The sequence below is a fragment of the Gilliamella bombicola genome (assembly GCF_900094945.1).
In the GTDB taxonomy this organism is placed as follows: domain Bacteria; phylum Pseudomonadota; class Gammaproteobacteria; order Enterobacterales; family Orbaceae; genus Gilliamella; species Gilliamella bombicola.
The window spans coordinates 1-22,557 of the sequence record NZ_FMAQ01000004.1 but is presented as its reverse complement, the minus strand read 5'-3'; the positions used below and the strand labels follow the sequence as shown (position 1 = coordinate 22,557).

Annotated in this window: 39 protein-coding genes; 34 read left to right on the top strand and 5 right to left on the bottom strand. The window is 39.3% G+C overall.

From position 1 onward, the window contains the following. Window positions 1-15: 15 nt before the first annotated feature. The 33 genes from iscU to rplQ all read left to right on the top strand — a co-directional run bounded on the left by iscU (window position 16) and on the right by rplQ (window position 17,619). On the top strand, window positions 16-402 hold the full coding sequence (iscU, locus tag GA0061081_RS05290; RefSeq protein WP_065586702.1) for a Fe-S cluster assembly scaffold IscU: 387 nt from the start codon (window positions 16-18) through the stop codon (window positions 400-402). Further along, window positions 402-725, top strand: coding sequence for an iron-sulfur cluster assembly protein IscA (iscA, locus tag GA0061081_RS05285; protein ID WP_091347797.1), 324 nt, complete (start codon window positions 402-404; stop codon window positions 723-725). Before iscU ends, iscA begins: the two co-directional genes overlap by 1 nt. A 15-nt stretch (window positions 726-740) precedes the next feature. Continuing rightward, window positions 741-1,259 carry a Fe-S protein assembly co-chaperone HscB gene (gene hscB / locus GA0061081_RS05280; protein WP_091347794.1) on the top strand — a complete coding sequence of 173 codons (519 nt, stop codon included), beginning with the start codon at window positions 741-743 and terminating at the stop codon, window positions 1,257-1,259. A gap of 36 nt (window positions 1,260-1,295) precedes the next feature. Further along, window positions 1,296-3,155, top strand: a complete 1,860-nt coding sequence (gene hscA, locus GA0061081_RS05275; RefSeq protein ID WP_091347789.1) for a Fe-S protein assembly chaperone HscA — start codon at window positions 1,296-1,298, stop codon at window positions 3,153-3,155. A 14-nt stretch (window positions 3,156-3,169) separates the two neighbouring features. Next, window positions 3,170-3,508: an ISC system 2Fe-2S type ferredoxin gene (gene fdx, locus GA0061081_RS05270; protein ID WP_091347785.1), complete on the top strand. Its 339-nt coding sequence runs from the start codon at window positions 3,170-3,172 to the stop codon at window positions 3,506-3,508. Window positions 3,509-3,874: 366 nt separating this feature from the next. Beyond that, window positions 3,875-4,186, top strand: a complete 312-nt coding sequence (rpsJ, locus tag GA0061081_RS05265) for a 30S ribosomal protein S10 (protein ID WP_006120582.1) — start codon at window positions 3,875-3,877, stop codon at window positions 4,184-4,186. Between the two features lie 31 nt (window positions 4,187-4,217). After that, entirely contained in the window at window positions 4,218-4,844 is a 627-nt protein-coding gene (rplC, locus tag GA0061081_RS05260; protein ID WP_065558577.1) for a 50S ribosomal protein L3, read from the top strand. Window positions 4,845-4,860: 16 nt separating this feature from the next. Beyond that, on the top strand, window positions 4,861-5,463 hold the full coding sequence (gene rplD / locus GA0061081_RS05255) for a 50S ribosomal protein L4 (protein WP_065586696.1): 603 nt from the start codon (window positions 4,861-4,863) through the stop codon (window positions 5,461-5,463). After that, the gene (gene rplW / locus GA0061081_RS05250) at window positions 5,460-5,762 is read left to right on the top strand and encodes a 50S ribosomal protein L23 (RefSeq protein ID WP_034885052.1); all 303 of its coding nucleotides are present in this window, start codon (window positions 5,460-5,462) and stop codon (window positions 5,760-5,762) included. Before rplD ends, rplW begins: the two co-directional genes overlap by 4 nt. An 18-nt stretch (window positions 5,763-5,780) precedes the next feature. Further along, entirely contained in the window at window positions 5,781-6,605 is an 825-nt protein-coding gene (gene rplB, locus GA0061081_RS05245; protein WP_091347782.1) for a 50S ribosomal protein L2, read from the top strand. A 19-nt stretch (window positions 6,606-6,624) separates the two neighbouring features. Then, window positions 6,625-6,903, top strand: coding sequence for a 30S ribosomal protein S19 (gene rpsS / locus GA0061081_RS05240; protein ID WP_024496505.1), 279 nt, complete (start codon window positions 6,625-6,627; stop codon window positions 6,901-6,903). 13 nt (window positions 6,904-6,916) lie between these two features. Beyond that, window positions 6,917-7,249 carry a 50S ribosomal protein L22 gene (gene rplV / locus GA0061081_RS05235; protein ID WP_034947997.1) on the top strand — a complete coding sequence of 111 codons (333 nt, stop codon included), beginning with the start codon at window positions 6,917-6,919 and terminating at the stop codon, window positions 7,247-7,249. A 14-nt stretch (window positions 7,250-7,263) separates the two neighbouring features. Then, window positions 7,264-8,001: a 30S ribosomal protein S3 gene (gene rpsC, locus GA0061081_RS05230; RefSeq protein WP_065557248.1), complete on the top strand. Its 738-nt coding sequence runs from the start codon at window positions 7,264-7,266 to the stop codon at window positions 7,999-8,001. A 12-nt stretch (window positions 8,002-8,013) separates the two neighbouring features. Beyond that, window positions 8,014-8,424 (top strand): 50S ribosomal protein L16, encoded by a 411-nt coding sequence (gene rplP / locus GA0061081_RS05225; RefSeq protein WP_034911153.1) that lies wholly within the window; start codon window positions 8,014-8,016, stop codon window positions 8,422-8,424. Then, complete coding sequence (gene rpmC, locus GA0061081_RS05220) at window positions 8,425-8,616, top strand: 50S ribosomal protein L29 (RefSeq protein WP_034902373.1); 192 nt, start codon at window positions 8,425-8,427, stop codon at window positions 8,614-8,616. Between the two features lies 1 nt (window position 8,617). Continuing rightward, a complete protein-coding gene (rpsQ, locus tag GA0061081_RS05215) occupies window positions 8,618-8,878 on the top strand; it encodes a 30S ribosomal protein S17 (RefSeq protein ID WP_034911151.1) in 261 nt (86 codons plus the stop codon). Between the two features lie 195 nt (window positions 8,879-9,073). Next, window positions 9,074-9,445, top strand: a complete 372-nt coding sequence (gene rplN, locus GA0061081_RS05210; RefSeq protein ID WP_025314392.1) for a 50S ribosomal protein L14 — start codon at window positions 9,074-9,076, stop codon at window positions 9,443-9,445. Between the two features lie 10 nt (window positions 9,446-9,455). After that, the gene (gene rplX / locus GA0061081_RS05205; RefSeq protein ID WP_065561017.1) at window positions 9,456-9,770 is read left to right on the top strand and encodes a 50S ribosomal protein L24; all 315 of its coding nucleotides are present in this window, start codon (window positions 9,456-9,458) and stop codon (window positions 9,768-9,770) included. Between the two features lie 17 nt (window positions 9,771-9,787). Beyond that, on the top strand, window positions 9,788-10,327 hold the full coding sequence (gene rplE / locus GA0061081_RS05200; RefSeq protein ID WP_065558584.1) for a 50S ribosomal protein L5: 540 nt from the start codon (window positions 9,788-9,790) through the stop codon (window positions 10,325-10,327). Window positions 10,328-10,338: 11 nt separating this feature from the next. Further along, window positions 10,339-10,644, top strand: a complete 306-nt coding sequence (gene rpsN, locus GA0061081_RS05195; protein WP_025314395.1) for a 30S ribosomal protein S14 — start codon at window positions 10,339-10,341, stop codon at window positions 10,642-10,644. Between the two features lie 17 nt (window positions 10,645-10,661). Further along, a complete protein-coding gene (gene rpsH / locus GA0061081_RS05190; protein ID WP_065567155.1) occupies window positions 10,662-11,054 on the top strand; it encodes a 30S ribosomal protein S8 in 393 nt (130 codons plus the stop codon). Between the two features lie 11 nt (window positions 11,055-11,065). Further along, a complete protein-coding gene (rplF, locus tag GA0061081_RS05185; protein ID WP_091347778.1) occupies window positions 11,066-11,599 on the top strand; it encodes a 50S ribosomal protein L6 in 534 nt (177 codons plus the stop codon). Window positions 11,600-11,608: 9 nt separating this feature from the next. Beyond that, window positions 11,609-11,962 carry a 50S ribosomal protein L18 gene (gene rplR / locus GA0061081_RS05180; protein WP_025314398.1) on the top strand — a complete coding sequence of 118 codons (354 nt, stop codon included), beginning with the start codon at window positions 11,609-11,611 and terminating at the stop codon, window positions 11,960-11,962. Window positions 11,963-11,976: 14 nt separating this feature from the next. After that, window positions 11,977-12,477 (top strand): 30S ribosomal protein S5, encoded by a 501-nt coding sequence (gene rpsE, locus GA0061081_RS05175; RefSeq protein ID WP_025314399.1) that lies wholly within the window; start codon window positions 11,977-11,979, stop codon window positions 12,475-12,477. A gap of 6 nt (window positions 12,478-12,483) precedes the next feature. Beyond that, entirely contained in the window at window positions 12,484-12,663 is a 180-nt protein-coding gene (gene rpmD, locus GA0061081_RS05170; protein WP_025314400.1) for a 50S ribosomal protein L30, read from the top strand. 5 nt (window positions 12,664-12,668) lie between these two features. After that, complete coding sequence (gene rplO, locus GA0061081_RS05165) at window positions 12,669-13,103, top strand: 50S ribosomal protein L15 (protein WP_065586688.1); 435 nt, start codon at window positions 12,669-12,671, stop codon at window positions 13,101-13,103. An 8-nt stretch (window positions 13,104-13,111) separates the two neighbouring features. After that, entirely contained in the window at window positions 13,112-14,452 is a 1,341-nt protein-coding gene (secY, locus tag GA0061081_RS05160; protein WP_091347775.1) for a preprotein translocase subunit SecY, read from the top strand. A 26-nt stretch (window positions 14,453-14,478) separates the two neighbouring features. Then, entirely contained in the window at window positions 14,479-14,592 is a 114-nt protein-coding gene (gene rpmJ, locus GA0061081_RS05155; RefSeq protein WP_025314403.1) for a 50S ribosomal protein L36, read from the top strand. A 169-nt stretch (window positions 14,593-14,761) separates the two neighbouring features. Next, window positions 14,762-15,118, top strand: coding sequence for a 30S ribosomal protein S13 (gene rpsM / locus GA0061081_RS05150; RefSeq protein ID WP_091347772.1), 357 nt, complete (start codon window positions 14,762-14,764; stop codon window positions 15,116-15,118). 15 nt (window positions 15,119-15,133) lie between these two features. Continuing rightward, complete coding sequence (gene rpsK, locus GA0061081_RS05145; RefSeq protein ID WP_025314405.1) at window positions 15,134-15,523, top strand: 30S ribosomal protein S11; 390 nt, start codon at window positions 15,134-15,136, stop codon at window positions 15,521-15,523. Between the two features lie 44 nt (window positions 15,524-15,567). Then, window positions 15,568-16,188 (top strand): 30S ribosomal protein S4, encoded by a 621-nt coding sequence (gene rpsD, locus GA0061081_RS05140; protein ID WP_065567150.1) that lies wholly within the window; start codon window positions 15,568-15,570, stop codon window positions 16,186-16,188. 25 nt (window positions 16,189-16,213) lie between these two features. Then, window positions 16,214-17,203: a DNA-directed RNA polymerase subunit alpha gene (locus GA0061081_RS05135; protein ID WP_091347769.1), complete on the top strand. Its 990-nt coding sequence runs from the start codon at window positions 16,214-16,216 to the stop codon at window positions 17,201-17,203. Between the two features lie 29 nt (window positions 17,204-17,232). Beyond that, window positions 17,233-17,619: a 50S ribosomal protein L17 gene (rplQ, locus tag GA0061081_RS05130; RefSeq protein WP_065558593.1), complete on the top strand. Its 387-nt coding sequence runs from the start codon at window positions 17,233-17,235 to the stop codon at window positions 17,617-17,619. A 213-nt stretch (window positions 17,620-17,832) separates the two neighbouring features. On the opposite strand, the gene GA0061081_RS05125 is transcribed toward rplQ, so the two are convergent. From GA0061081_RS05125 to fmt, 5 genes are all read right to left on the bottom strand, one after another. Next, on the bottom strand, window positions 17,833-18,036 hold the full coding sequence (locus GA0061081_RS05125; RefSeq protein ID WP_091347767.1) for a SlyX family protein: 204 nt from the start codon (window positions 18,034-18,036) through the stop codon (window positions 17,833-17,835). A gap of 54 nt (window positions 18,037-18,090) precedes the next feature. Next, complete coding sequence (gene radC, locus GA0061081_RS05120) at window positions 18,091-18,762, bottom strand: RadC family protein (protein WP_091347764.1); 672 nt, start codon at window positions 18,760-18,762, stop codon at window positions 18,091-18,093. A 167-nt stretch (window positions 18,763-18,929) separates the two neighbouring features. After that, window positions 18,930-19,502, bottom strand: a complete 573-nt coding sequence (gene slyD, locus GA0061081_RS05115) for a peptidylprolyl isomerase (protein WP_091347762.1) — start codon at window positions 19,500-19,502, stop codon at window positions 18,930-18,932. A 204-nt stretch (window positions 19,503-19,706) separates the two neighbouring features. Next, window positions 19,707-20,495, bottom strand: coding sequence for an enoyl-ACP reductase FabI (fabI, locus tag GA0061081_RS05110; protein ID WP_091347759.1), 789 nt, complete (start codon window positions 20,493-20,495; stop codon window positions 19,707-19,709). A 175-nt stretch (window positions 20,496-20,670) separates the two neighbouring features. Beyond that, on the bottom strand, window positions 20,671-21,648 hold the full coding sequence (fmt, locus tag GA0061081_RS05105) for a methionyl-tRNA formyltransferase (protein WP_238786058.1): 978 nt from the start codon (window positions 21,646-21,648) through the stop codon (window positions 20,671-20,673). Between the two features lie 571 nt (window positions 21,649-22,219). Between fmt and GA0061081_RS10985 the strand changes: the two genes are divergently transcribed. Then, the coding region (locus GA0061081_RS10985; RefSeq protein WP_141683341.1) for a hypothetical protein at window positions 22,220-22,557 on the top strand (338 nt) is incomplete at its 3' end.

Genomic DNA, 22,557 nt, shown 5'->3' with positions numbered 1-22,557 from the left:
AATTAGGAGTAAATTATGGCATATAGTGAAAAAGTTGTTGATCATTATGAAAATCCTCGTAATGTTGGTTCATTTGATCAAAATGATCCTAATGTTGGTAGCGGTATGGTTGGCGCACCAGCGTGTGGGGATGTGATGCGTCTACAAATTAAAGTGAATGATAACGGCATTATTGAAGATGCTAAGTTTAAAACTTATGGTTGTGGTAGTGCCATTGCATCAAGTTCTTTGGTTACTGAATGGATAAAAGGTAAATCATTAGACGAAGCAGGAGCTATCAAAAATACGGATATTGCTAAAGAACTTGCTTTACCTCCAGTTAAAATTCATTGTTCGATTTTAGCGGAAGATGCAATTAAAGCAGCTATTGAAGACTATAAAACCAAAAAAGGACAACGCTAATGGCAATCACATTGACTCATAGCGCAGCTGATCGTGTCCAAGCTTTCCTTACTAATCGAGGAAAAGGTGTTGGGCTACGATTAGGTGTTAAAACATCCGGTTGTTCTGGTATGGCGTATGTTTTAGAGTTTGCCGATGTGATTAATGATGATGATAGTGTCTTTGAAGACAAACATGTCAAAGTTATCGTCGACAAAAAGAGCTTAGTCTATATTGATGGTACTGAACTTGATTTTGTTAAAGAAGGATTAAACGAAGGTTTCAAGTTTAATAATCCCAATGTACAACACGAATGTGGTTGTGGTGAAAGCTTTAATGTGTAATTGGACACAATAATTATGGTTAATTACTTTGAGCTATTTAATTTGCCGGTTCAATTACCTGTGAATACCGCTGAGCTAACAAATCATTATCAGCAATTGCAAAGGCAATATCATCCAGATAATTTTGCCGTTGCAACCGATAACGATAAAGTGGCAATTGTTCAAAAATCTGCAACCATTAATGATGGTTACCGTACGTTAAAAAATCCAATCAAAGCGGCCGAGTATTTTTTATCTCTACAAGGTTTTGATGTGGCAACTGAACAAAATATTATTCATGATGCCGATTTTTTAATGGAGCAATTTGTTTTACGTGAAAGACTTGATGATATCGAAAGCAAAGGTAATTTTGAGTTATTAGATGATTTTCATGCTGAAATTATTGCGCGTCAAAATACCGTTTATAATGAATTATTACAATTTATTGCTAAACAAGATTGGTCAACTGCACTTAACCAGATCTATAAAATCCGCTATCTTGCTAGGTTGATTGAGCAAATCGAAAAGTTACAAGAAAAGCAATTTGATTTATAATTTAAAATAAGTAACGTATCGATAGAGATAGATTAAATGGCATTATTACAGATCAGTGAACCAGGGCAAACTCCTTTACCACATCAGCGTCGCCTTGCGGTGGGGATTGATCTTGGCACAACTAATTCATTAGTAGCAACAGTTAGAAGCGGACAAGCAGAGGTATTGCCTGATTTAGAAGGTAATTCATTGTTACCATCCGTTGTGCATTATGGTGTTGATCATGATGATAACCCCATTATTACGATTGGAAAAAATGCCAAAGACAATGCCGTTAATGATCCGCAAAATACTGTCAGTTCTATTAAGCGATTAATGGGGCGAAGTTTATCTGATATAGATTTATCACATTTTCCTTATACTTTTTCACAAACTGAAAATGGTGTTCCTTTATTAAATTTGCCTAATGATCAAGTCAATCCAATACAAGTTTCATCAGAAATTCTAACCGCTTTAGCTGAGCGAGCAAAAGAGAGTTTGCAAGGTGAAATTGATGGGGTTGTTATTACCGTGCCGGCTTATTTTGATGATGCACAACGGCAAGCAACAAAAGATGCTGCAAAATTAGCTGGTTTGCATGTACTGCGTTTACTCAATGAGCCTACAGCAGCTGCGATTGCCTATGGTTTAGATTCAGGAAAGGAAGGGGTTATCGCTGTTTATGATTTAGGTGGTGGTACTTTTGATATTTCTATTTTGCGGTTAAATAAAGGTGTTTTTGAAGTCTTAGCAACCAGTGGTGATTCTGCACTTGGTGGTGATGATTTTGATCGGTTACTGGCTGACTATATAAAGAGGGAATTAGGATTAGTTAATAATAAAGACCCTTACATTAATCAAAAAATTAGTAACCAAGCGACTGAAATAAAGATTTTACTGAGTCGTCAAGATTCGGCTGTATTGTCGATTGATAATCAGTCGTTGACTATTACCCGCCAGCAATTTCAACAATTAATTGAGCCATTGGTTAAACGTACTTTAGCCGTTTGTCGCCGAGCGTTAAAAGATGCCGAGATTAGTGTAGATGAAGTGGTTGAAGTTGTTATGGTTGGTGGCTCTACTCGAGTGCCATTAGTAAGAGAATCAGTGGGACATTATTTCAAAACGAATCCATTAACCTCTATTGATCCGGATAAAGTAGTTGCCATTGGTGCAGCTATTCAAGCTGATATTTTGGTTGGAAATAAGCCTGATTCAGAGATGTTATTACTTGATGTGATCCCATTGTCGTTAGGCATTGAAATCATGGGCGAATTGGTTGAAAAAATCATTCCACGTAATAGCACGATTCCGTGTGCAAGGGCTCAAGAATTCACCACTTTTAAAGATGGTCAAACAGCGATGATGATTCATGTTTTACAAGGAGAACGCGAAAGTGTTGCTGACTGTCGATCGTTGGCTCGTTTTACATTGCAAGGTATCCCACCAATGCCGGCTGGTGGTGCGCACATTAGGGTGACTTTTCAAGTTGATGCTGATGGTTTATTAAATGTTACAGCAATGGAAAAATCGACGGGTATTGAAGCGACTATCCAAGTAAAACCTTCATATGGATTAACTGATAATGAAATTGCTGATATGATTCAAGATTCAATCAGTAATGCAGAGCAAGATAAACAGATTCGAATGCTTGCTGAACAAAAAGTTGAGGCTGCTAGAGTGCTTGAAAGCTTACAAAGTGCCTTAGATAAAGATGCTGACTTATTAAATGAAAAGGAACTGAACCTGATTTTAGCAGCTAAGCATCAATTACAAGTAGCGAGTGAATCAGATAATAGTTACGCAATTGAAAAGCAAATAAAAATTGTAGATAACGTGACACAAGATTTTGCTGCCAAGCGAATGGATAGGTCTATTCGTCATGCTTTAACTGGTCATAGAATTGATGATATTTAACTAACGAGATTATTATGCCAAAAATTACTTTTTTACCGAATGCCGATCTTTGCCCAGAAGGAAAAACTGTTGAGGCACAAGAAGGCGAATCTATTTTAGAAGTGGCATTGCGCAATGATATTGAAATTGAGCATGCATGTGAAATGTCATGTGCTTGTTCTACATGCCACTGTATTGTTCGCAAAGGGTTCGATTCTTTAGAAGAAAGTGATGAGCAAGAAGATGACATGCTAGACAAAGCGTGGGGTGTTGAACCTCATAGCCGTTTAAGTTGTCAAGCTCGCGTCACGAATCAAGATCTAGAGGTCGAGATTCCGAGATATAGCCTTAATCACGCCAAAGAAGATCATTGACTCGTTATCATGATGACGAATGATTACCTCACTATATAAAATAAATATTAAATCTGGTTAGATGATTAAAATCTGATGTTGGTAAATTACTAACCAGAAAAAACGCTTTATTTTTAAACCCAAATATCTGTATTTATTTCTTGCCGTTAGTTAACTAAAGGAGTATAATCCACCCACTTTGTTTATTGCCTTTATATAAGCAAATGATGAAAAGATATAATTGTTATGTAGAAAATAGCTAATTATATCGACAATACTCCCGATTTGGGGGTTACGAAAAAGAACGGATTACACTCTCCTGTCAATCGAAACAGGGCAAGAGGAGTAGTCTTTTGTTATAACTTTTAAATAATGGAGCTCTGGTCCATGTCGAACCAAAGAATCCGTATCCGGTTAAAAGCGTTTGATCATCGTTTGATTGATCAATCAACTGCTGAAATTGTAGAAACTGCGAAGCGCACTGGTGCGCAAGTTCGTGGTCCTATTCCATTACCGACACGCAAAGAGCGTTTTACTGTATTGATTTCTCCGCACGTTAATAAAGATGCGCGTGATCAATACGAAATTCGCACTCATAAACGTCTAGTTGATATCGTTGAGCCAACTGAAAAAACAGTTGATGCTTTAATGCGTCTAGATCTTGCTGCCGGTGTTGATGTGCAGATCAGTTTAGGTTAATCCTGAGCTGAATGATTGAGAGGTCGAAACAATGATTGGTTTAATCGGTCGTAAAGTAGGAATGACACGCATCTTTACCGAAGAGGGTGTTTCTATTCCTGTCACCGTAGTTGAAGTTCAAAGCAACCGTGTTACTCAAGTTAAAACACTTGAGAATGATGGTTATCAAGCTATTCAGGTTACTACTGGCAGCAAAAAAGCAAGTCGCGTAAACAAGCCTGAAGCAGGTCATTTCGCTAAGGCTGGCGTTGAAGCTGGTCGTGGTCTATGGGAATTCCGTTTTGAAGAAGGCGAATTTACTGTAGGTCAAAGTATTAACGTTGATATTTTCACAGACGTTAAAAAAGTTGATGTTACTGGAACATCTAAAGGTAAAGGTTTTGCTGGCGTAACTAAGCGTTGGAATTTCCGTACTCAAGATGCAACTCATGGTAACTCTTTGGCACACCGTGGTCATGGCTCTATCGGTCAAAACCAAACTCCAGGTAAAGTGTTCAAAGGTCGTAAAATGGCAGGTCACTTAGGTAATGAACGTGTAACCGTTCAAAACTTAGATATTGTACGTGTTGATGCTGAACGTAATCTTTTATTAATTAAAGGTGCAGTTCCTGGCGCAATCAATAGTGACGTAATTGTTAAACCGGCAATCAAGGCTTAACGTCGAGGAGATAGAGATGGAATTAGTAGTAAAAGACGCGCAAGCGCTTTCTGTTTCCGAAACTACCTTCGGACGTGAGTTTAATGAAGCGTTAGTTCATCAAGTAGTTGTTGCTTATGCATCTGCTGCTCGTCAAGGTTCTCGCGCACAAAAAACTCGTGCAGAAATCGCTGGTTCAGGCAAAAAACCATGGCGTCAAAAAGGCACAGGTCGTGCTCGTGCAGGTTCTGTTAAGAGCCCAATTTGGCGTAGTGGTGGTGTGACATTTGCAGCAAAACCGCAAGATCATAGCCAAAAAGTTAACCGTAAAATGTATCGTGGTGCATTAAAGAGTATTTTCTCTGAATTAGTGCGTCAAGAACGTTTAGTTGTGGTTGAAACATTTACTGTTGAAGCACCTAAGACTAAATTATTAACTCAGAAATTAAATGATATGAACCTTAATGATGTTCTTATTATCGCATCTGAAGTTGATGAAAATCTTTTCTTAGCAGCACGCAACTTGCATAAAGTTGATGTGCGTGATGTGGCAGGTATTGATCCAGTTAGTTTGATTGCATTTGACAAAGTGGTTATCACTGTTGATGCTGTTAAACAAGTAGAGGAGATGTTAGCATGATTCGTGAAGAGCGTCTGCTTAAAGTCCTGCGAGCACCACATGTTTCTGAAAAAGCATCTATTTCAATGGAAAAAACAAATACATTAGTATTGAAAGTTGCTAAAGATGCTACTAAGAGAGAGATTAAAGCCGCAGTTGAACAACTATTTGAAGTTAAAGTAGATGACGTTAATACTCTTGTTGTTAAAGGCAAAGTTAAACGTCGTGGTCAACAAATCGGTCGCCGTAGCGACTGGAAAAAAGCTTACGTTACTTTAGCAGAAGGTCAAAATTTAGACCTTGCTGGCGTCGCTGAGTAATTCGGAGGAGTAAGAACAATGGCAGTTGTTAAGTGTAAACCTACATCTCCGGGTCGTCGCCACGTTGTTAAAGTGGTTAACCCAGAGTTGCATAAAGGTAAGCCTTATGCACCGTTGCTTGATTCAAAAAGCAAAACTGGTGGTCGCAATAATAATGGTCGTATCACTACCCGTCATATCGGTGGTGGTCATAAACAACATTATCGTATTGTCGATTTTAAGCGTAATAAAGATGGTATTCCAGCAGTTGTTGAACGTTTGGAATATGATCCAAACCGTAGTGCAAATATTGCATTGGTTTTATATAAAGACGGTGAACGTCGTTATATTTTAGCGCCTAAAGGCTTAAAAGCAGGTGATCAGATCCAATCTGGTGTTGATGCATCGATTAAAACAGGTAACTGTTTACCAATGCGCAATATTCCAGTCGGTTCTACCGTGCATAATATTGAAATGAAACCAGGTAAAGGCGGACAACTTGCTCGCTCTGCTGGTAGTTATGTTCAAATCGTTGCGCGTGATGGTGCTTATGTAACATTACGTCTACGTTCAGGTGAAATGCGTAAAGTATTATCTGATTGCCGCGCCACTGTTGGTGAAGTGGGTAACTCAGAGCATATGCTTCGCGTATTAGGTAAAGCGGGTGCATCGCGTTGGCGTGGTATTCGTCCTACTGTTCGTGGTACAGCAATGAACCCGGTAGACCATCCACATGGTGGTGGTGAAGGTCGTAACTTTGGTAAACATCCTGTGTCTCCATGGGGTCAAAAAGCCAAAGGATTGAAAACGCGTAGCAACAAACGTACTGATAAGTATATTGTTCGCCGTCGCAATAAGAAATAATTAATATAGAGGATTAGCTATGCCACGTTCTCTCAAGAAGGGTCCTTTTATTGACCTACACTTGCTGAAGAAGGTAGAGAAAGCGGTGGAAAGCGGGGACAAGAAACCAATTCGTACTTGGTCCCGTCGTTCAACGATCTTTCCTAACATGATCGGTTTGACCATCGCTGTCCATAATGGTCGTCAGCACGTTCCAGTTTATGTTTCCGACGAAATGGTTGGTCATAAATTGGGTGAATTCGCGCCGACTCGTACTTATCGCGGCCATGCGGCTGATAAGAAAGCTAAGAAGAAATAAGTAGGAGAAAGAGATGGAAACAATTGCAAAGTACCGCCACGCTCGTTCTTCTGCACAAAAAGTTCGCTTAGTTGCAGATCTTGTTCGCGGTAAGAATGTGTCTCAGGCACTAGATATTTTAACGTACACCAATAAAAAAGCGGCTGTACTTGTTAAAAAAGTATTAGAGTCTGCTATTGCTAATGCAGAGCATAACGATGGTGCTGATATTGATGATCTAAAAGTTGCGAAAATTTTCGTAGATGAAGGCCCAACCATGAAGCGTATTATGCCTCGTGCGAAAGGTCGTGCAGATCGAATTTTGAAGCGTACGAGTCACATCACCGTGATCGTTTCAGATCGCTAGGCTGGAGAATAGCAATGGGTCAAAAAGTAAATCCAAATGGTATCCGTTTAGGCATCGTCAAGCCTTGGACATCTACATGGTATTCGGGTACAAAGACATTCGCTGATAATTTAGAAAGTGATTTTAGAGTGCGTCAGTTCTTGAACAAAGAATTAGCTCAAGCGTCAATCTCTAAGATTGTGATCGATCGTTCAGCAGAAACTAACGTTCGTATTACTATCCACACTGCTCGTCCGGGTATTGTGATTGGTAAAAAAGGCGAGGACGTTGAAAAATTACGTAATGCCGTAGCTTCTATTGTCAATAAATATAAAGACAAAAGAGAAAAACGTGATGTTGCAGTACAAATTAATATTGCTGAAGTTCGTAAACCAGAACTTGATGCAAAATTAGTTGCTGATAGTATCACTTCTCAATTAGAACGCCGTGTTATGTTCCGTCGTGCTATGAAACGTGCGGTTCAAAATGCAATGAAGGCGGGTGCTAAAGGTATCAAAGTTGAAGTAAGTGGTCGTTTAGGCGGCGCTGAAATTGCTCGTAGCGAATGGTATCGTGAAGGTCGTGTACCTTTACACACATTACGAGCGGACATCGACTATGGTTTGTCTGAAGCATTAACTACCTATGGTATTATTGGTGTTAAAGTGTGGATCTTCAAAGGTGAGATCCTTGGTGGTATGGCTGCCGTTGAACAAGCAGAAAAACAACCTGCTGCTCAACCGAAAAAGCAGCGAAAAGGCCGAAAACAATAAGGAGCGTCGCTGATGTTACAACCAAAGCGTACAAAATTCCGTAAAGTGCACAAGGGCCGCAATCGTGGTCTTGCTGTAAGTACTGATGTTAGTTTCGGTACATTCGGTCTTAAGGCTGTAGGTCGTGGTCGTTTGACTGCGCGCCAGATCGAAGCAGCACGTCGTGCAATGACTCGTGCAGTTAAGCGTCAAGGTAAAATCTGGATTCGAGTTTTCCCTGATAAACCAATTACCGAAAAACCACTTGCAGTGCGTATGGGTAAAGGTAAGGGTAACGTTGAATACTGGGTTGCTCAGATTCAACCAGGTAAAGTCCTTTATGAAATGGACGGTGTACCGGAAGAAGTTGCTCGTGAAGCATTTGCGTTGGCAGCTGCAAAACTGCCAATTAAAACCACCTTTGTGATTAAGACGGTGATGTAAATGAAAGCAAAAGAGCTACGCGAAAAAAGCGTTGAAGAGTTAAATACTGAACTTCTTAATTTATTACGTGAGCAATTTAACTTACGTATGCAATTAGCTGGAGGTCAGTTAACACAGACTCATATGTTAAAACAAGTGCGTCGTAATATTGCACGTGTTAAAACGTTATTAACTGAGAAGGCGGGTGCGTAATATGACTACTGAAGTAAAAATTCGTACTCAGCAAGGTCGTGTTATTAGCGACAAAATGGATAAATCTATTACTGTTGCTATTGAACGTAAAGTGAAGCATCCGTTATATGGTAAGTTCATTAAACGTACGACTAAATTGCATGTACATGATGAAAACAACGAGTGTGGTATTGGTGATACTGTAGAAATTAAAGAGTGTCGTCCATTATCAAAAACCAAATCTTGGACTCTTGTTCGAATCGTTGAAAAAGCAGTTATCTAATCTTTTTTGATTAAAAACTGTACATAATATAATAAACGGCTGAGTGGCCGTTTATTTTATGCTATCCATTTTATTTGAGTGGTGTTATACTATGCGCCCTCACGTAAGTGGGTTTTTGGTTGTCTATTCTTATCCATGGTAGTTGAGGTGGATGAAGGTAGATTAGACAATAATTTATTTATACGGAGCATTAAAATGATCCAAGAACAGACAAGGCTAGATGTTGCCGATAACTCTGGCGCACGTAGTGTAATGTGTATCAAAGTTCTCGGTGGATCGCACCGTCGTTATGCAGCGGTTGGTGATATCATCAAAGTTACCATTAAAGAAGCAATTCCACGTGGTAAAGTTAAAAAAGGTGATGTGCTTAAAGCTGTTGTAGTGCGCACTAGAAAAGGTGTTCGTCGCCCTGATGGATCTGTCATTCGTTTCGATCGTAACGCTTGTGTTATCTTAAACAATAACAGTGAGCAACCGATTGGTACGCGTATTTTTGGACCGGTCACTCGTGAACTTCGTTCTGAGAAGTTTATGAAGATCATTTCATTAGCACCAGAAGTACTGTAAGGAGCGGGTAATGGCAGCGAAAATCCGTCGAGAAGATGAAGTTATCGTGTTAACCGGTAAAGATAAAGGTAAACGCGGTAAAGTAAAAAGCGTTTTGTCTACAGGCAAAGTGATTGTTGAAGGTATTAATTTGGTGAAAAAACATCAAAAACCAGTACCTGCATTAAATCAAGAAGGTGGAATTGTTGAAAAAGAAGCAGCAATTAATGTTTCTAACGTAGCAATTTTCAACCCAGCTACAGGCAAAGCAGATCGCGTAGGCTTTCGTATTGAAGACGGTAAAAAAGTCCGTTTTTATAAGTCTACTAATGAATTAATCAATTAAGTAATTTGGAGTGTACGATGGCGAAACTGCATGATTACTACAAAGCACAGGTAGTAAATAAACTGCAAGAACAGTTTGGCTACAAATCTGTCATGCAAGTCCCTCGGATCGAAAAGATCACCTTGAATATGGGTGTGGGTGAAGCAATTACTGATAAGAAATTATTAGATAATGCGGTTGCAGATTTAGCTGCAATCAGTGGTCAAAAACCACTTGTCACAAAAGCACGCAAATCAGTTGCTGGTTTTAAAATCCGTCAAGGGTATCCTATTGGTTGTAAAGTCACTTTACGTGGCGAACGTATGTGGGAATTTTTTGAACGTCTAGTTTATATTGCTCTTCCTCGTACTCGAGATTTTCGTGGTTTAAGCGCAAAATCTTTTGATGGTCGTGGTAACTATAGCATGGGTGTTCGTGAGCAAATCGTTTTCCCTGAAATCGATTATGATAAAGTTGATCGTGTTCGTGGTTTAGATATTACTATCACAACAAGTGCACAATCAGATGAAGAAGGCCGAGCTTTATTATCTGCCTTTAACTTCCCATTTCGTAAGTAAGGTAGGGCATAATGGCTAAACAATCAATGATTGAACGCGATAAGAAACGCGTAAAGCTAGCAGAAAAATATTTTGCAAAGCGTCAAGAATTAAAAGCGATTATCTCTGATCTTAATGCATCAGATGAAGATCGTTGGAATGCAGTGCTTAAATTGCAAACGCTTCCTCGTGATTCTAGTCCATCACGTCAACGTCGTCGTTGTCGTCAAACTGGTCGTCCTCATGGCGTCCTTCGTAAGTTTGGTTTAAGCCGTATTAAGGTTCGTGAGTCAGCCATGCGTGGTGAGATTCCTGGTCTTAAAAAGGCAAGTTGGTAATCAGGGGAGTGTTATAGATGAGCATGCAAGATCCTATAGCAGATATGTTGACCCGTATTCGTAACGGTCAATCTGCGAATAAAGTTGCAGTCACCATGCCTTCCTCTAAGCTAAAAGTGGCAATTGCCAATGTGCTAAAAGAAGAAGGTTATATTGGGGACTATAAAGTTGTTGGTGACACTAAGCCAGAATTGGAAATCACTTTAAAATATTTCCAAGGTAAAGCTGTTGTAGAAAGTATCAAACGTGTTAGCCGTCCAGGTTTACGTATTTATAAACGTAAAGATGAATTGCCAAAAGTTATGGCTGGACTAGGTATTGCAGTTGTTTCTACTTCTAAAGGTGTTATGACTGATCGTGCAGCACGCCAAGCAGGTCTTGGTGGTGAAATTATCTGCTACGTAGCGTAAGGGAGAAAAAGATGTCTCGTGTTGCAAAAGCACCTGTCGTTGTTCCTGCTGGCGTAGAGGTAAAACTCAATGGTCAGGTAATTACGATTAAAGGTAAAAATGGCGAGTTATCTCGCACAATAAATGATGCTGTTGTGATTAATCAAGAAGAAGGTCAAATTAAATTTGCTCCTCGTGATGGATTTGCAGATGCTTGGGCTCAAGCTGGTACTGCTCGTGCATTGATTAATTCAATGGTCATTGGTGTTACTGAAGGTTTTACTAAAAAACTTCAGCTAGTTGGTGTCGGTTATCGTGCACAAGTAAAAGGTAATGCAATTGGTTTATCTCTTGGATATTCACATCCAATTGAACATCAATTACCTGCAGGTGTAACAGCTGAATGTCCTTCTCAAACTGAAATCGTACTAAAAAGTGCTGATAAACAGTTAATTGGACAAGTAGCTGCTGATATCCGTGCTTATCGTCGTCCTGAGCCTTATAAAGGTAAAGGTGTTCGTTACGCAGATGAAGTTGTGCGTACTAAAGAAGCTAAGAAAAAGTAAGGTAACACTATGGATAAGAAATCAGCTCGTATCCGTCGTGCAACTAAAGCGCGTCGCAAGATGCATGAACTACTTGCAACTCGCTTAGTGGTTCACCGTACTCCGCGTCATATTTATGCGCAGATTATCGCACCAAACGGATCAGAAGTACTGGCAGCCGCTTCTACATTAGAAAAAGCTATCAGTGAAAGTTTAAAATACACCGGAAACAAAGATGCAGCAGCAGCGGTTGGTAAAGCAATTGCTGAACGTGCATTAGCGAAAGATATCAAAGAAGTTTCATTTGATCGTTCGGGTTTCCAATATCATGGTCGAGTTCAGGCGCTAGCAGATGCTGCTCGCGAAGCTGGCCTACAGTTCTAAGGTAGGAGTTAAAGATGTCAAACATCGAAAAACAAGCTGGTGAACTGCAGGAAAAACTAATCGCAGTTAACCGAGTTTCTAAAACCGTAAAAGGTGGTCGTATTTTTAGTTTTTCTGCACTAACAGTTGTTGGTGACGGTAATGGCCGCGTAGGTTTTGGATATGGTAAAGCACGTGAAGTGCCAGCAGCAATTCAAAAAGCAATGGAAAAAGCACGTCGCAACATGATTAACGTTGCTTTAAATAACGATACTTTACAGCATCCTGTTAAAGGTGCTCACACAGGTTCTCGTGTTTATATGCAACCAGCGTCAGAAGGTACTGGTATTATCGCCGGTGGTGCAATGCGTGCTGTTTTAGAAGTTGCAGGTGTTCGTAACGTTTTAGCTAAGGCATATGGTTCTACTAACCCAATTAATGTGGTTCGTGCAACAATTGATGGCTTAGAAAATATGAAATCACCTGAAATGGTTGCTGCTAAGCGTGGTAAAACCGTCGAAGAAATTTTGGGGTAATTAGCCATGGCAAAAACAATTAAAATTACACAAACCCGTAGTTCTATTGGTCGTCTACCGAAGCATAAAGCGACGTTAGTTGGTCTTGGATTACGTCGTATTGGTCATACTGTTGAGCGTGAAGATACACCTGCGATTCGCGGTATGGTAAACCAAGTTTATTACATGGTTAAAGTAGAGGAGTAATAGTAATGCGTTTAAATACTTTATCTCCTGCTGAAGGTTCAAAGCATGCACCAAAACGTCTAGGCCGAGGAATCGGTTCTGGTCTAGGTAAAACAGGTACTCGTGGTGTTAAAGGTCAAAAATCTCGTTCAGGCGGTGGCGTTCGTCGCGGCTTTGAAGGTGGTCAAATGCCTTTATATCGTCGTTTACCTAAATTTGGTTTTACCTCTCGTAAAGCTCAAGTTACAGCTCAAGTTCGTCTTTCAGATCTAATGAAAGTTGAAGGCGATATTGTTGACCTAAATAGCTTAAAAGTTGCAAATGTGATTAACTCACAAATTGAATATGCAAAAATCATGTTATCTGGTGAAGTAACTAAACCAGTAACTGTTCGTGGTATTCGTGTAACTAAAGGTGCTAAAGCTGCAATTGAAGCTGCTGGCGGAAAAATTGAGGAATAAGTAGAAAGATGGCAAAGCAACCAGGATTAGATTTTCAAAGTGCACGAGGTGGCAGTGGTGAACTCAAAAGGCGTTTGATGTTTGTGCTTTTAGCGCTTATTGTTTTTCGTCTTGGTTCTTACATTCCTGTTCCTGGTATTGATACTAAAGCGTTATCGGACTTACTAACACGAGCATCATCAAATGGTCTTGTGGGTATGTTCAATATGTTCTCTGGTGGTGCTTTAAGCCGTGCTTCAATTTTTGCTTTAGGGATAATGCCTTATATTTCTGCATCAATCATTGTGCAGTTATTAACGGCAATTAGCCCTAAATTAGCAGAATTAAAGAAAGAAGGTGAATCTGGTCGTAAAAAAATTAGTCAGTACACTCGTTATGGCACATTAGCTTTAGCGATTATACAGGCTGTTGGTATTGCGACTAGTTTACCGAATATTCCTGATTATGGTAAAGTTGTGATTAATCCAGGATTTTCTTTCTATTTTATTGCATCGGTTAGCTTAGTTACTGGCACTATGTTTCTTATGTGGTTGGGTGAGCAGATCACTGAACGAGGTGTAGGTAATGGTATTTCAATCATTATCTTTGCAGGTATCGTGGCAAGTCTTCCTCATGCTATTTATGAAACAATTGAACAAGCTCGCTCTGGTTCATTGCATCCGATTTTATTATTAGTTGTTGCTGCATTAGTTATTGGTGTTACTTATTTTGTTGTGTTTGTTGAGCGTGGTCAACGACGAATTGTTGTTAATTATGCGCAACGCCAGCAAGGTCGTCGTGTTTACGCTGCGCAAAGTACGCATTTACCATTAAAGATTAATATGGCAGGCGTTATTCCTGCAATATTTGCTTCAACAATTGCTATGTTACCATCAATGATGGCTGCTTGGTTCCAAGGAGATGGTGAAGGATGGAGATATATTATGGTGCTTATCAATCAATATTTCTCTCATGATCAACCGTTATACATAATCTTTTTTGCAGTAGCGATTATTTTCTTCTGTTTCTTCTATACAGCATTGGTTTTCAATCCTAGAGAAACAGCGGATCAGCTTAAAAAATCTGGTGCATTTATTCCAGGTATTCGTCCAGGTGAACAAACATCTAAGTATATTGACAAAGTAATGACTCGTTTAACGCTAATTGGCGCAATCTACATTACTTTTGTATGTTTGGTTCCAATGTTTATGACAAGTGCGATGAAAGTTCCTGTTCAATTTGGCGGAACATCTTTATTAATCGTTGTTGTTGTAATCATGGATTTTATGGCACAAGTACAGACTTTAATGATGCCAAATCGTTATGAGTCAGTGTTAAAGAAAGCGAACCTTAAAGGCTACGGCCGATAAGTTAGCCAGAAGTTACGGAGAAAAACATGAAAGTTCGTGCTTCAGTCAAGAAATTATGCAGAAATTGTAAAATCATCAAACGTAATGGCATCGTTCGTGTTATTTGCGTTGAAGGTAAACACAAGCAACGTCAAGGTTAATTTATTTAACTGAAAAGTTGTGCTTTTGCATATTTTACTTGCCAAAGTATAGTAAAGCTGGCTAGAATAGCCAGCCTAGATTTATTTGTGAATTCACTGTTTGAGTATCCTGAAAACGGGCTTTTCAGTATGGTGAATTCACTAAACATTAACAATAAAGGAGTGCATAGTGGCCCGTATAGCAGGCATTAACATTCCTGATCAACAACATGCTGTAATTGCTTTACAAGCGATTTATGGTATCGGAAGTACTCGCGCTAAGACAATTTGTGCTGAAGCGGGTATTGCTGAACATGTGAAGATCAGAGAACTATCTGAAGATCAGATTGAAAAGTTACGTGAACAAGTCGCTAAATTCACAGTTGAAGGTGATTTACGTCGTGAAGTAACTATGAGTATCAAGCGTTTATTAGACCTTGGTTGTTATCGTGGCATGCGTCACCGTCGTGGACTTCCAGTCCGTGGTCAACGCACAAAGACTAACGCTCGTACCCGTAAGGGACCGCGTAAGCCAATCAAGAAATAATTGAGGTATAATTAAATGGCAAAGACACCTGTTCGTACACGTAAACGTGTAAAAAAGCAAGTTTCTGATGGTATAGCTCATATTCATGCATCATTCAACAATACAATCGTAACTATTACCGATCGTCAAGGTAATGCGTTAGGTTGGGCAACCGCTGGTGGTTCTGGTTTCCGTGGCTCTCGTAAATCAACACCTTTTGCAGCTCAAGTGGCCGCAGAACGTTGTGCTGAAGCCGTCAAAGATTACGGAATTAAGAATCTGGAAGTTATGGTTAAAGGACCTGGTCCTGGTCGTGAGTCAACAATTCGTGCATTAAATGCGGCGGGTTATCGCATCACTAACATTACTGATGTTACTCCGATTCCTCATAACGGTTGTCGTCCACCAAAGAAACGTCGTGTTTAATTTTTTATTAAACATTGAATGTTTAGGATTATTGGAGAAATAAAATGGCAAGATATTTGGGACCAAAGCTCAAATTAAGTCGTCGTGAAGGTACAGATTTATTCCTTAAATCTGGCGTCCGAGCGGTTGATAGTAAATGTAAATTAGAACAAGCTCCTGGACAGCATGGTGCGCGTAAACCGCGTTTATCCGATTATGGTGTTCAGTTACGTGAAAAACAAAAAGTTAGACGTATTTATGGAATTTTAGAACGTCAATTCCGTAATTACTACAAAAGTGCAGCGCGTATTAAAGGCAACACTGGTGAAAACCTACTTGGTCTTTTAGAACGTCGCTTAGATAACGTTGTTTATCGCATGGGATTTGGTGCAACTCGCGCTGAAGCTCGTCAATTAGTTAGTCATAAAGCTGTTCTTGTTAATGGTCGCGTTGTGAACATTGCATCTTATCAAGTTTCACCTGAAGATGTGATTAGTGTTCGCGAAAAATCAAAAAAACAAGCACGTATTAAAGCCGCTTTAGAGCTAGCTGAACAACGTGAAAAACCAACATGGTTAGAAGTTGATGCTAGCAAAATGGAAGGTGTGTTTAAACGCTTACCAGAACGTTCAGATTTATCTGCTGACATCAACGAACATTTGATCGTCGAACTTTACTCTAAGTAAAGTTTAGCACTTAAGAGAGGACATAATGCAGGGTTCTGTAACAGAGTTTTTAAAACCTCACCTAGTTGATGTTGTTCAATACAGTCAGACACATGCCAAAGTGACTTTAGAGCCGCTTGAGCGTGGTTTTGGCCATACTTTAGGTAATGCACTACGCCGCATTTTATTATCATCTATGCCGGGATATGCAGTAACCGAAGTTGAAATTGACGGTGTTCTGCATGAGTACAGTACTAAAGAAGGCGTTCAAGAAGATGTACTTGATATCCTGCTTAATTTGAAAAAATTAGCAGTGCGTGTACATACTAAAGATGATGTTATGCTGACTTTAAATAAATCAGGTATTGGTGCAGTAACCGCATCAGATATCACTCATGATGGTGATGTTGAAATTGTTAATCCTGATTTAGTAATTTGTCATCTTACTGATGCCAATGCTTCAATTAGTATGCGTATTCGTGTACAACGAGGACGTGGTTATGTCCCTGCTTCTGCTCGCGTTAAGTCAGAAGATGAAGATCGACCAATCGGTCGTCTGTTAGTTGATGCATGTTATAGTCCTGTAGAGCGCATTGCATATTCTGTTGATGCTGCTCGTGTGGAACAACGTACGGATTTAGATAAACTGGTTATTGATATGGAAACCAATGGAACTATCGATCCAGAAGAATCTATTCGTCGTGCATCGACTATTTTGGCTGAACAACTTGAAGCTTTCGTTGATTTACGAGATGTACGTCAACCAGAAGTTAAAGAAGATAAACCGGAATTTGATCCAATTCTATTACGTCCAGTAGATGATTTGGAATTAACTGTTCGGTCTGCTAATTGCTTAAAAGCAGAAGCAGTTCATTATATTGGTGATTTAGTACAACGTACTGAAGTTGAGTTACTTAAAACCCCTAATCTTGGTAAGAAATCACTTACTGAAATTAAGGACGTACTCGCATCTCGTGGTTTATCTTTAGGCATGCGTCTTGAGAACTGGCCACCAGCAAGTATTGTTGAAGACTAAGATAAAATTTATATAAGAAGGATAAAGTTATGCGCCATCGTAAAAGTGGTCGTCAACTGAACCGAAATAGCAGCCATCGTCAAGCAATGTTTCGTAACATGACTAGTTCACTTGTTGAACATGAAATCATCAAAACTACATTGCCTAAAGCAAAAGAGTTGCGTCGTGTTGTTGAACCGTTAATTACGCTAGCCAAAAGCGATAGCGTAGCTAATCGCCGTCTGGCTTTTGCTCGTATCCGTGATAAAGATACAGTTAAAAAATTATTTTCAGATTTAGGTCCACGTTTTGCTACCCGTCCTGGTGGTTATGTACGTATTTTAAAATGTGGTTTCCGTGATGGAGATAATGCTCCAATGGCTTATATCGAATTAGTTGATCGTCCTGCAGTAGAAGCAGAAGCAACAGCTGAATAGTTTTAAATCATTGTGTACTAAAACCGGCTTTGTGCCGGTTTTTTTATTTTCTAAATTTATATTTATTATACCTTGATCGACTAATTGATAAGCTTACATAAGATAGGCTATCAATCCATCCACTTGCTATTATCAATGGCAATACCACGGCACGATTATCTATTGGATAGTCAAATTATTAAATAGCAGTGATGATGGACGATTCAAATGTTATTAATAATGAGGCGGTGGTGTTTCTTCAGATAAATTAGCAATATTTGATGGTTGAGTTGCTTGTAGCTTTTGGGACAATAAAACCAATTGTTCTTTTAATTTACTCACATCAGCTTGAAGATTGGTAACCATCTGATTAAGTTCTTCAATAGTGACTTCTTGAAAAGCGACTTTGGTTTCAAGTAATTCTAATTGTTTGTTCATAGCATAGATTCATATATAAGTTAGTCGATCAAGTTACATTGTAAGTAAAAATAGCTACGAAATCCATCCGCGTTCAGCAAAAGAGACATATTCGCCCTTACCAATAACGATATGATCTATAACTCGAACATCAATTAATTCACAAACTTCTTCTATTTTTTGAGTAAGATGACGATCTGTTTGACTGGGCTCCGCCATACCTGAGGGATGATTATGGGCTAAAATTAATGCGGCTGCATTATGTTGTAATGCTCGCCTTGCTACTTCGCGTGGGTGTACTTCTACACAATTATAGGTACCGACAAACATCTCTTCTGACGAAATGACATGATGTTGATTATCTAAAAAAATCACCATAAAAATTTCACGATCTTTATTGGCTAATCGACTTGCTAAATAGTGGTGTGTGACAGATGGTGAAGAAAGTGAATTTTCGTGCGTCATCTTCACTTTCAAATAACGGGATGAGAGTTCAACAACTGCTTTTAGCTGCGTATATTTAGCCGTGCCTAAGCCATGTTTTTGGCAAAAATCACGATGACTTGCATTAATTAAATTATACAAAGAGCCAAAATCATTTAATAGATTTTGTGATAATTCCAAAACAGGCGAATTATGAGTGCCTGTCCGTAAAAATAAAGCCAACAGTTCAGCATCACTTAATGTTTCGACACCAAACTTCAACAGCTTTTCACGCGGCATTAATTGGGAATGTTCTAAGGACATTGTACTTTTATTTTATTTAATGACTAAAAGTAAATTATTAATAGATTGGCTAATTAGATAAACTCAATAAAGAAAATATTACGACTTATTTCACAAAAAACTAACCAGTTTTGCACAAAAAGAAAAAGCGCTGTATAGCGCTTTTTAATATCAATAAGTGATAAAAACTAGTGACAGCCACATCCACCATGGCCACCGCCACAACAACCGTGATCTTCATCATCATCATCGTGATCATGACCGCCACAACCGCAACCACCGTGTCCATGATCGTGACCGTGAGCACCATGAATATGACCATGTGCGATTTCTTCTTCGGTTGCATCACGAATAGCCAGAACTTCAACATTAAACTGCAAATCTTGTCCTGCTAACATATGGTTACCGTCAACCGTCACCGTATCGCCATCAATAGCGGTGATTTCAACGGGTAAAGAGCCCTGATCGGTATCAGCAAAAAATCGCATACCGACTTCTAGCTCATCAACCCCAACAAACACATCGCGTGGAACATTTTGGACCAGTGCATCATTAAAATCGCCATAAGCGTTAATGATTTCGACATCAAATTTATCGCCAACTTGATGGCCTTCTAATGCTTTTTCTAAATCTTGTAATAAATTACCGGCACCTTGTAAATATTCAAGCGGTGCAGCAGCTGTAGCTTCATCAACTAACACACCATCTTTAGTGCGCACTTGGTATGCTAAACTGACTACTTTATTTTTTGCTATTTTCATTTTTTCTCCAACAGACTTGTATTGAGCAAATTACTTCAGATTTTAGCGGAAAAAAGAAGTTATGTATTCTAAATTTTTTATTTTGCCCAAAACTAACAAAAGAATAACATAACGCAGTAAGATAATAATTGGTTATTTACTATCATTAAAAAAAGGCATCAAAATAATGGTTGATGCCTTTTTTTGCGTTTTAAAAAATTAATCTTATTTAAGTTCTAACTCATTCATTGCCGCAATGCTAAACCCACCGTCGACATGAATGACTTCACCAGTAATACCTGAAGCTAAATTAGAACATAAAAATGCCGCTGAATTACCCACATCTTCGGTTGTCACAGTGCGACGAATTGGCGTGACTGATTCGCAGTGAGATAGCATCTTTTTAAAGTCCTTAATGCCAGATGCTGCAAGCGTACGGATTGGGCCAGCAGAAATACCATTAACACGAACACCCTCAGGCCCCATTGCATTTGCCATATAGCGCACATTGGCTTCTAATGATGCTTTAGCAAGACCCATCACATTATAATTAGGGATTGCACGTTCAGCACCAAGGTAAGAAAGTGTTACTAACGCTGAATTTGGATTTAGCATTGAACGACATGCTTTAGCCATAGCCACAAAACTATAAGAGCTAATATCGTGAGCAATAGCAAAACCTTCACGGGTAACGGCATTAACATAATCGCCATCTAATTGATCACCTGGTGCGAAAGCGATAGCATGAACAAAACCATCGAATTTATCCCATGTTTTTGCAAGTTCAGTAAATAGTTCAGTAATGCTTTCATCGTGCGCGACATCACAAGGTAGCACGATTTTTGAACCAAAATCAGCGGCAAACTCCTCAACACGACCTTTTAATTTATCGTTTTGGTAAGTAAAAGCAAGTTCAGCACCTTCACGATGCATTGCTTGTGCAATACCGTAAGCAATTGAACGGTTACTTGCAACACCAGTAACGAGTATACGTTTACCTGTTAAAAATCCCATAAATTATTCCTCTAATGTTTTCACTATATAGTCTAGGATGGTGACGATTATATGTTGATCAAGTCAACTTCGCCACAATAAATTCATTTTTAGCAAATTGCTTTCAATTAAAAACAAAGTGATCAACGATGGTTTACAACCTTAATAACCAACCATCACCGTTAGATTGCTGTGGCTAATCGGTATTAAGTTTTTCGCCAACAGAAAACCAAGATTGACGTGAGTTTAACAAATCTTGTGCCGACATCGGCTTTTTCCCTGCAGGTTGTAAAAGCGTCATATTCAAGGCATGTTGGCTAGTGGCAATACAAATACCATTTTTATTGGCTTGCAAAATCGTCCCCGCCGGCTGTTTTGAGTCCATTTTCACAACATGAGCTTGCCACACCTTAACCGATTCACCGTTAACATCAAAAAAACTAACAGGCCATGGGTTAAAAGCCCGAACGCAACGCTCAAGTTGCTCGGCAGGCAAATTCCAATCGAGTTTAGCTTCTTGCTTTGATAATTTTTCGGCATAAGTTGCTTGTGACGGATCTTGCTTTTCTGGTTGGATTTTTTGTTCAGTAATGAGCGCCAACGTATCGAGCAACGCTTGCGGCCCTAATTGTGCCAGTTTATCGTATAGTGATGCACTGGTATCGGTTTGCTCGATTGGACAGTTCAGCTTATATAACATATCACCCGTATCAAGCCCTGCATCCATCTGCATAATGGTAATACCAGTTTGCTCATCGCCTGCCCAACATGCACGCTGAATTGGTGCCGCACCACGCCAACGGGGTAATAACGAACCGTGCACATTTAGACAGCCTAATCTAGGCATATCCAATACTGCTTGTGGCAAAATCAACCCATAAGCAACCACAATCATAATATCGGCATTGAGATCAGCAATGATTTTTTGATTTTCTTCTTTTTTAAGGGTTACAGGTTGATAAACGGGCAGATTGTATTCCATCGCGAGTTGCTTAACAGGGCTAGCCGTCAGCTTATTGCCACGCCCCGCTGGACGATCGGGTTGGGTAAAAACGGCAATCACATTATGTTCAGAACCAACAAGCGCCTTTAAATGAGTGGCGGCAAAATCGGGGGTACCGGCAAAAATAATATTTAATGGTTTAGCGGCATTAGGCATAAGTATTGTATCCATAATCGAAAAATAACACTAATTATACCCGAAACTTAATTAAGAATCTTTAAGCAAAAGGGGATGGTTTAGTTTAGGGGGGAGTGATTTCGGAGGTTTATTATTAAGTGATCAAAGTGGCGACAAAGGCCTGACCGAATCAGGGAATTAAAACGAACATCCTAACGCCCATGCTTGGGTTGCAAATGTGGCCAATGGCCAAACTCACTTTGCTGTCGGCATATTCTGATGCCGGATCAAGGCAAACAACATAACCTTGGGGTGTTTTTGTGCGTTGTTTTTTTGTTAAAAAACAACGCAATTACCACTCAAAAATCGGTCAGAAAAGGTATTGATTTTATTGAAGTTTTTGTTTGGTGTTTTTTAGCCAAAAAACACCGACAAAAGCTTAACCTTATACATCTAACAAAATTTTACAAATATTTAATAAAAAAGTAGCGCACCATCAATCAAACGGTTATAATTTAAACGCTTTCAAAGCAAAGGGGGAAGCTCATTAGTTGAGCAATTAGTTATAAAAATTCAAATAAAACAAAAATTTACTTGACAGGATGATCGAAATGCGTTACCATGTATGGCATCTGGCATCTGGCATCTGGCCTGCCAAACCTACGCCCTAAATCTTTTTCATTTTTGCTGTAGTCTAAATCAGACTCAGTTCTTATTTTTATCACCTAAATTATCAAAATCATTGCACTTAGTGAAGTCGCCGTGTTTATCGGCAGGGTTATCGCCAAGGCCGAGACACTTATCTTTTCTATCTAACTTACCAGACTTACTTAAATTATTTAGATTACCTAAATTGCCGTTGTTTTTTGTGTTGCTACTCTTATTGTCGTATGCGCAGTGTTCTATGGCATTGACGGCAAATACATCAAAGGAAATAGAAGGTAGTGCACCGTATTTAACGTT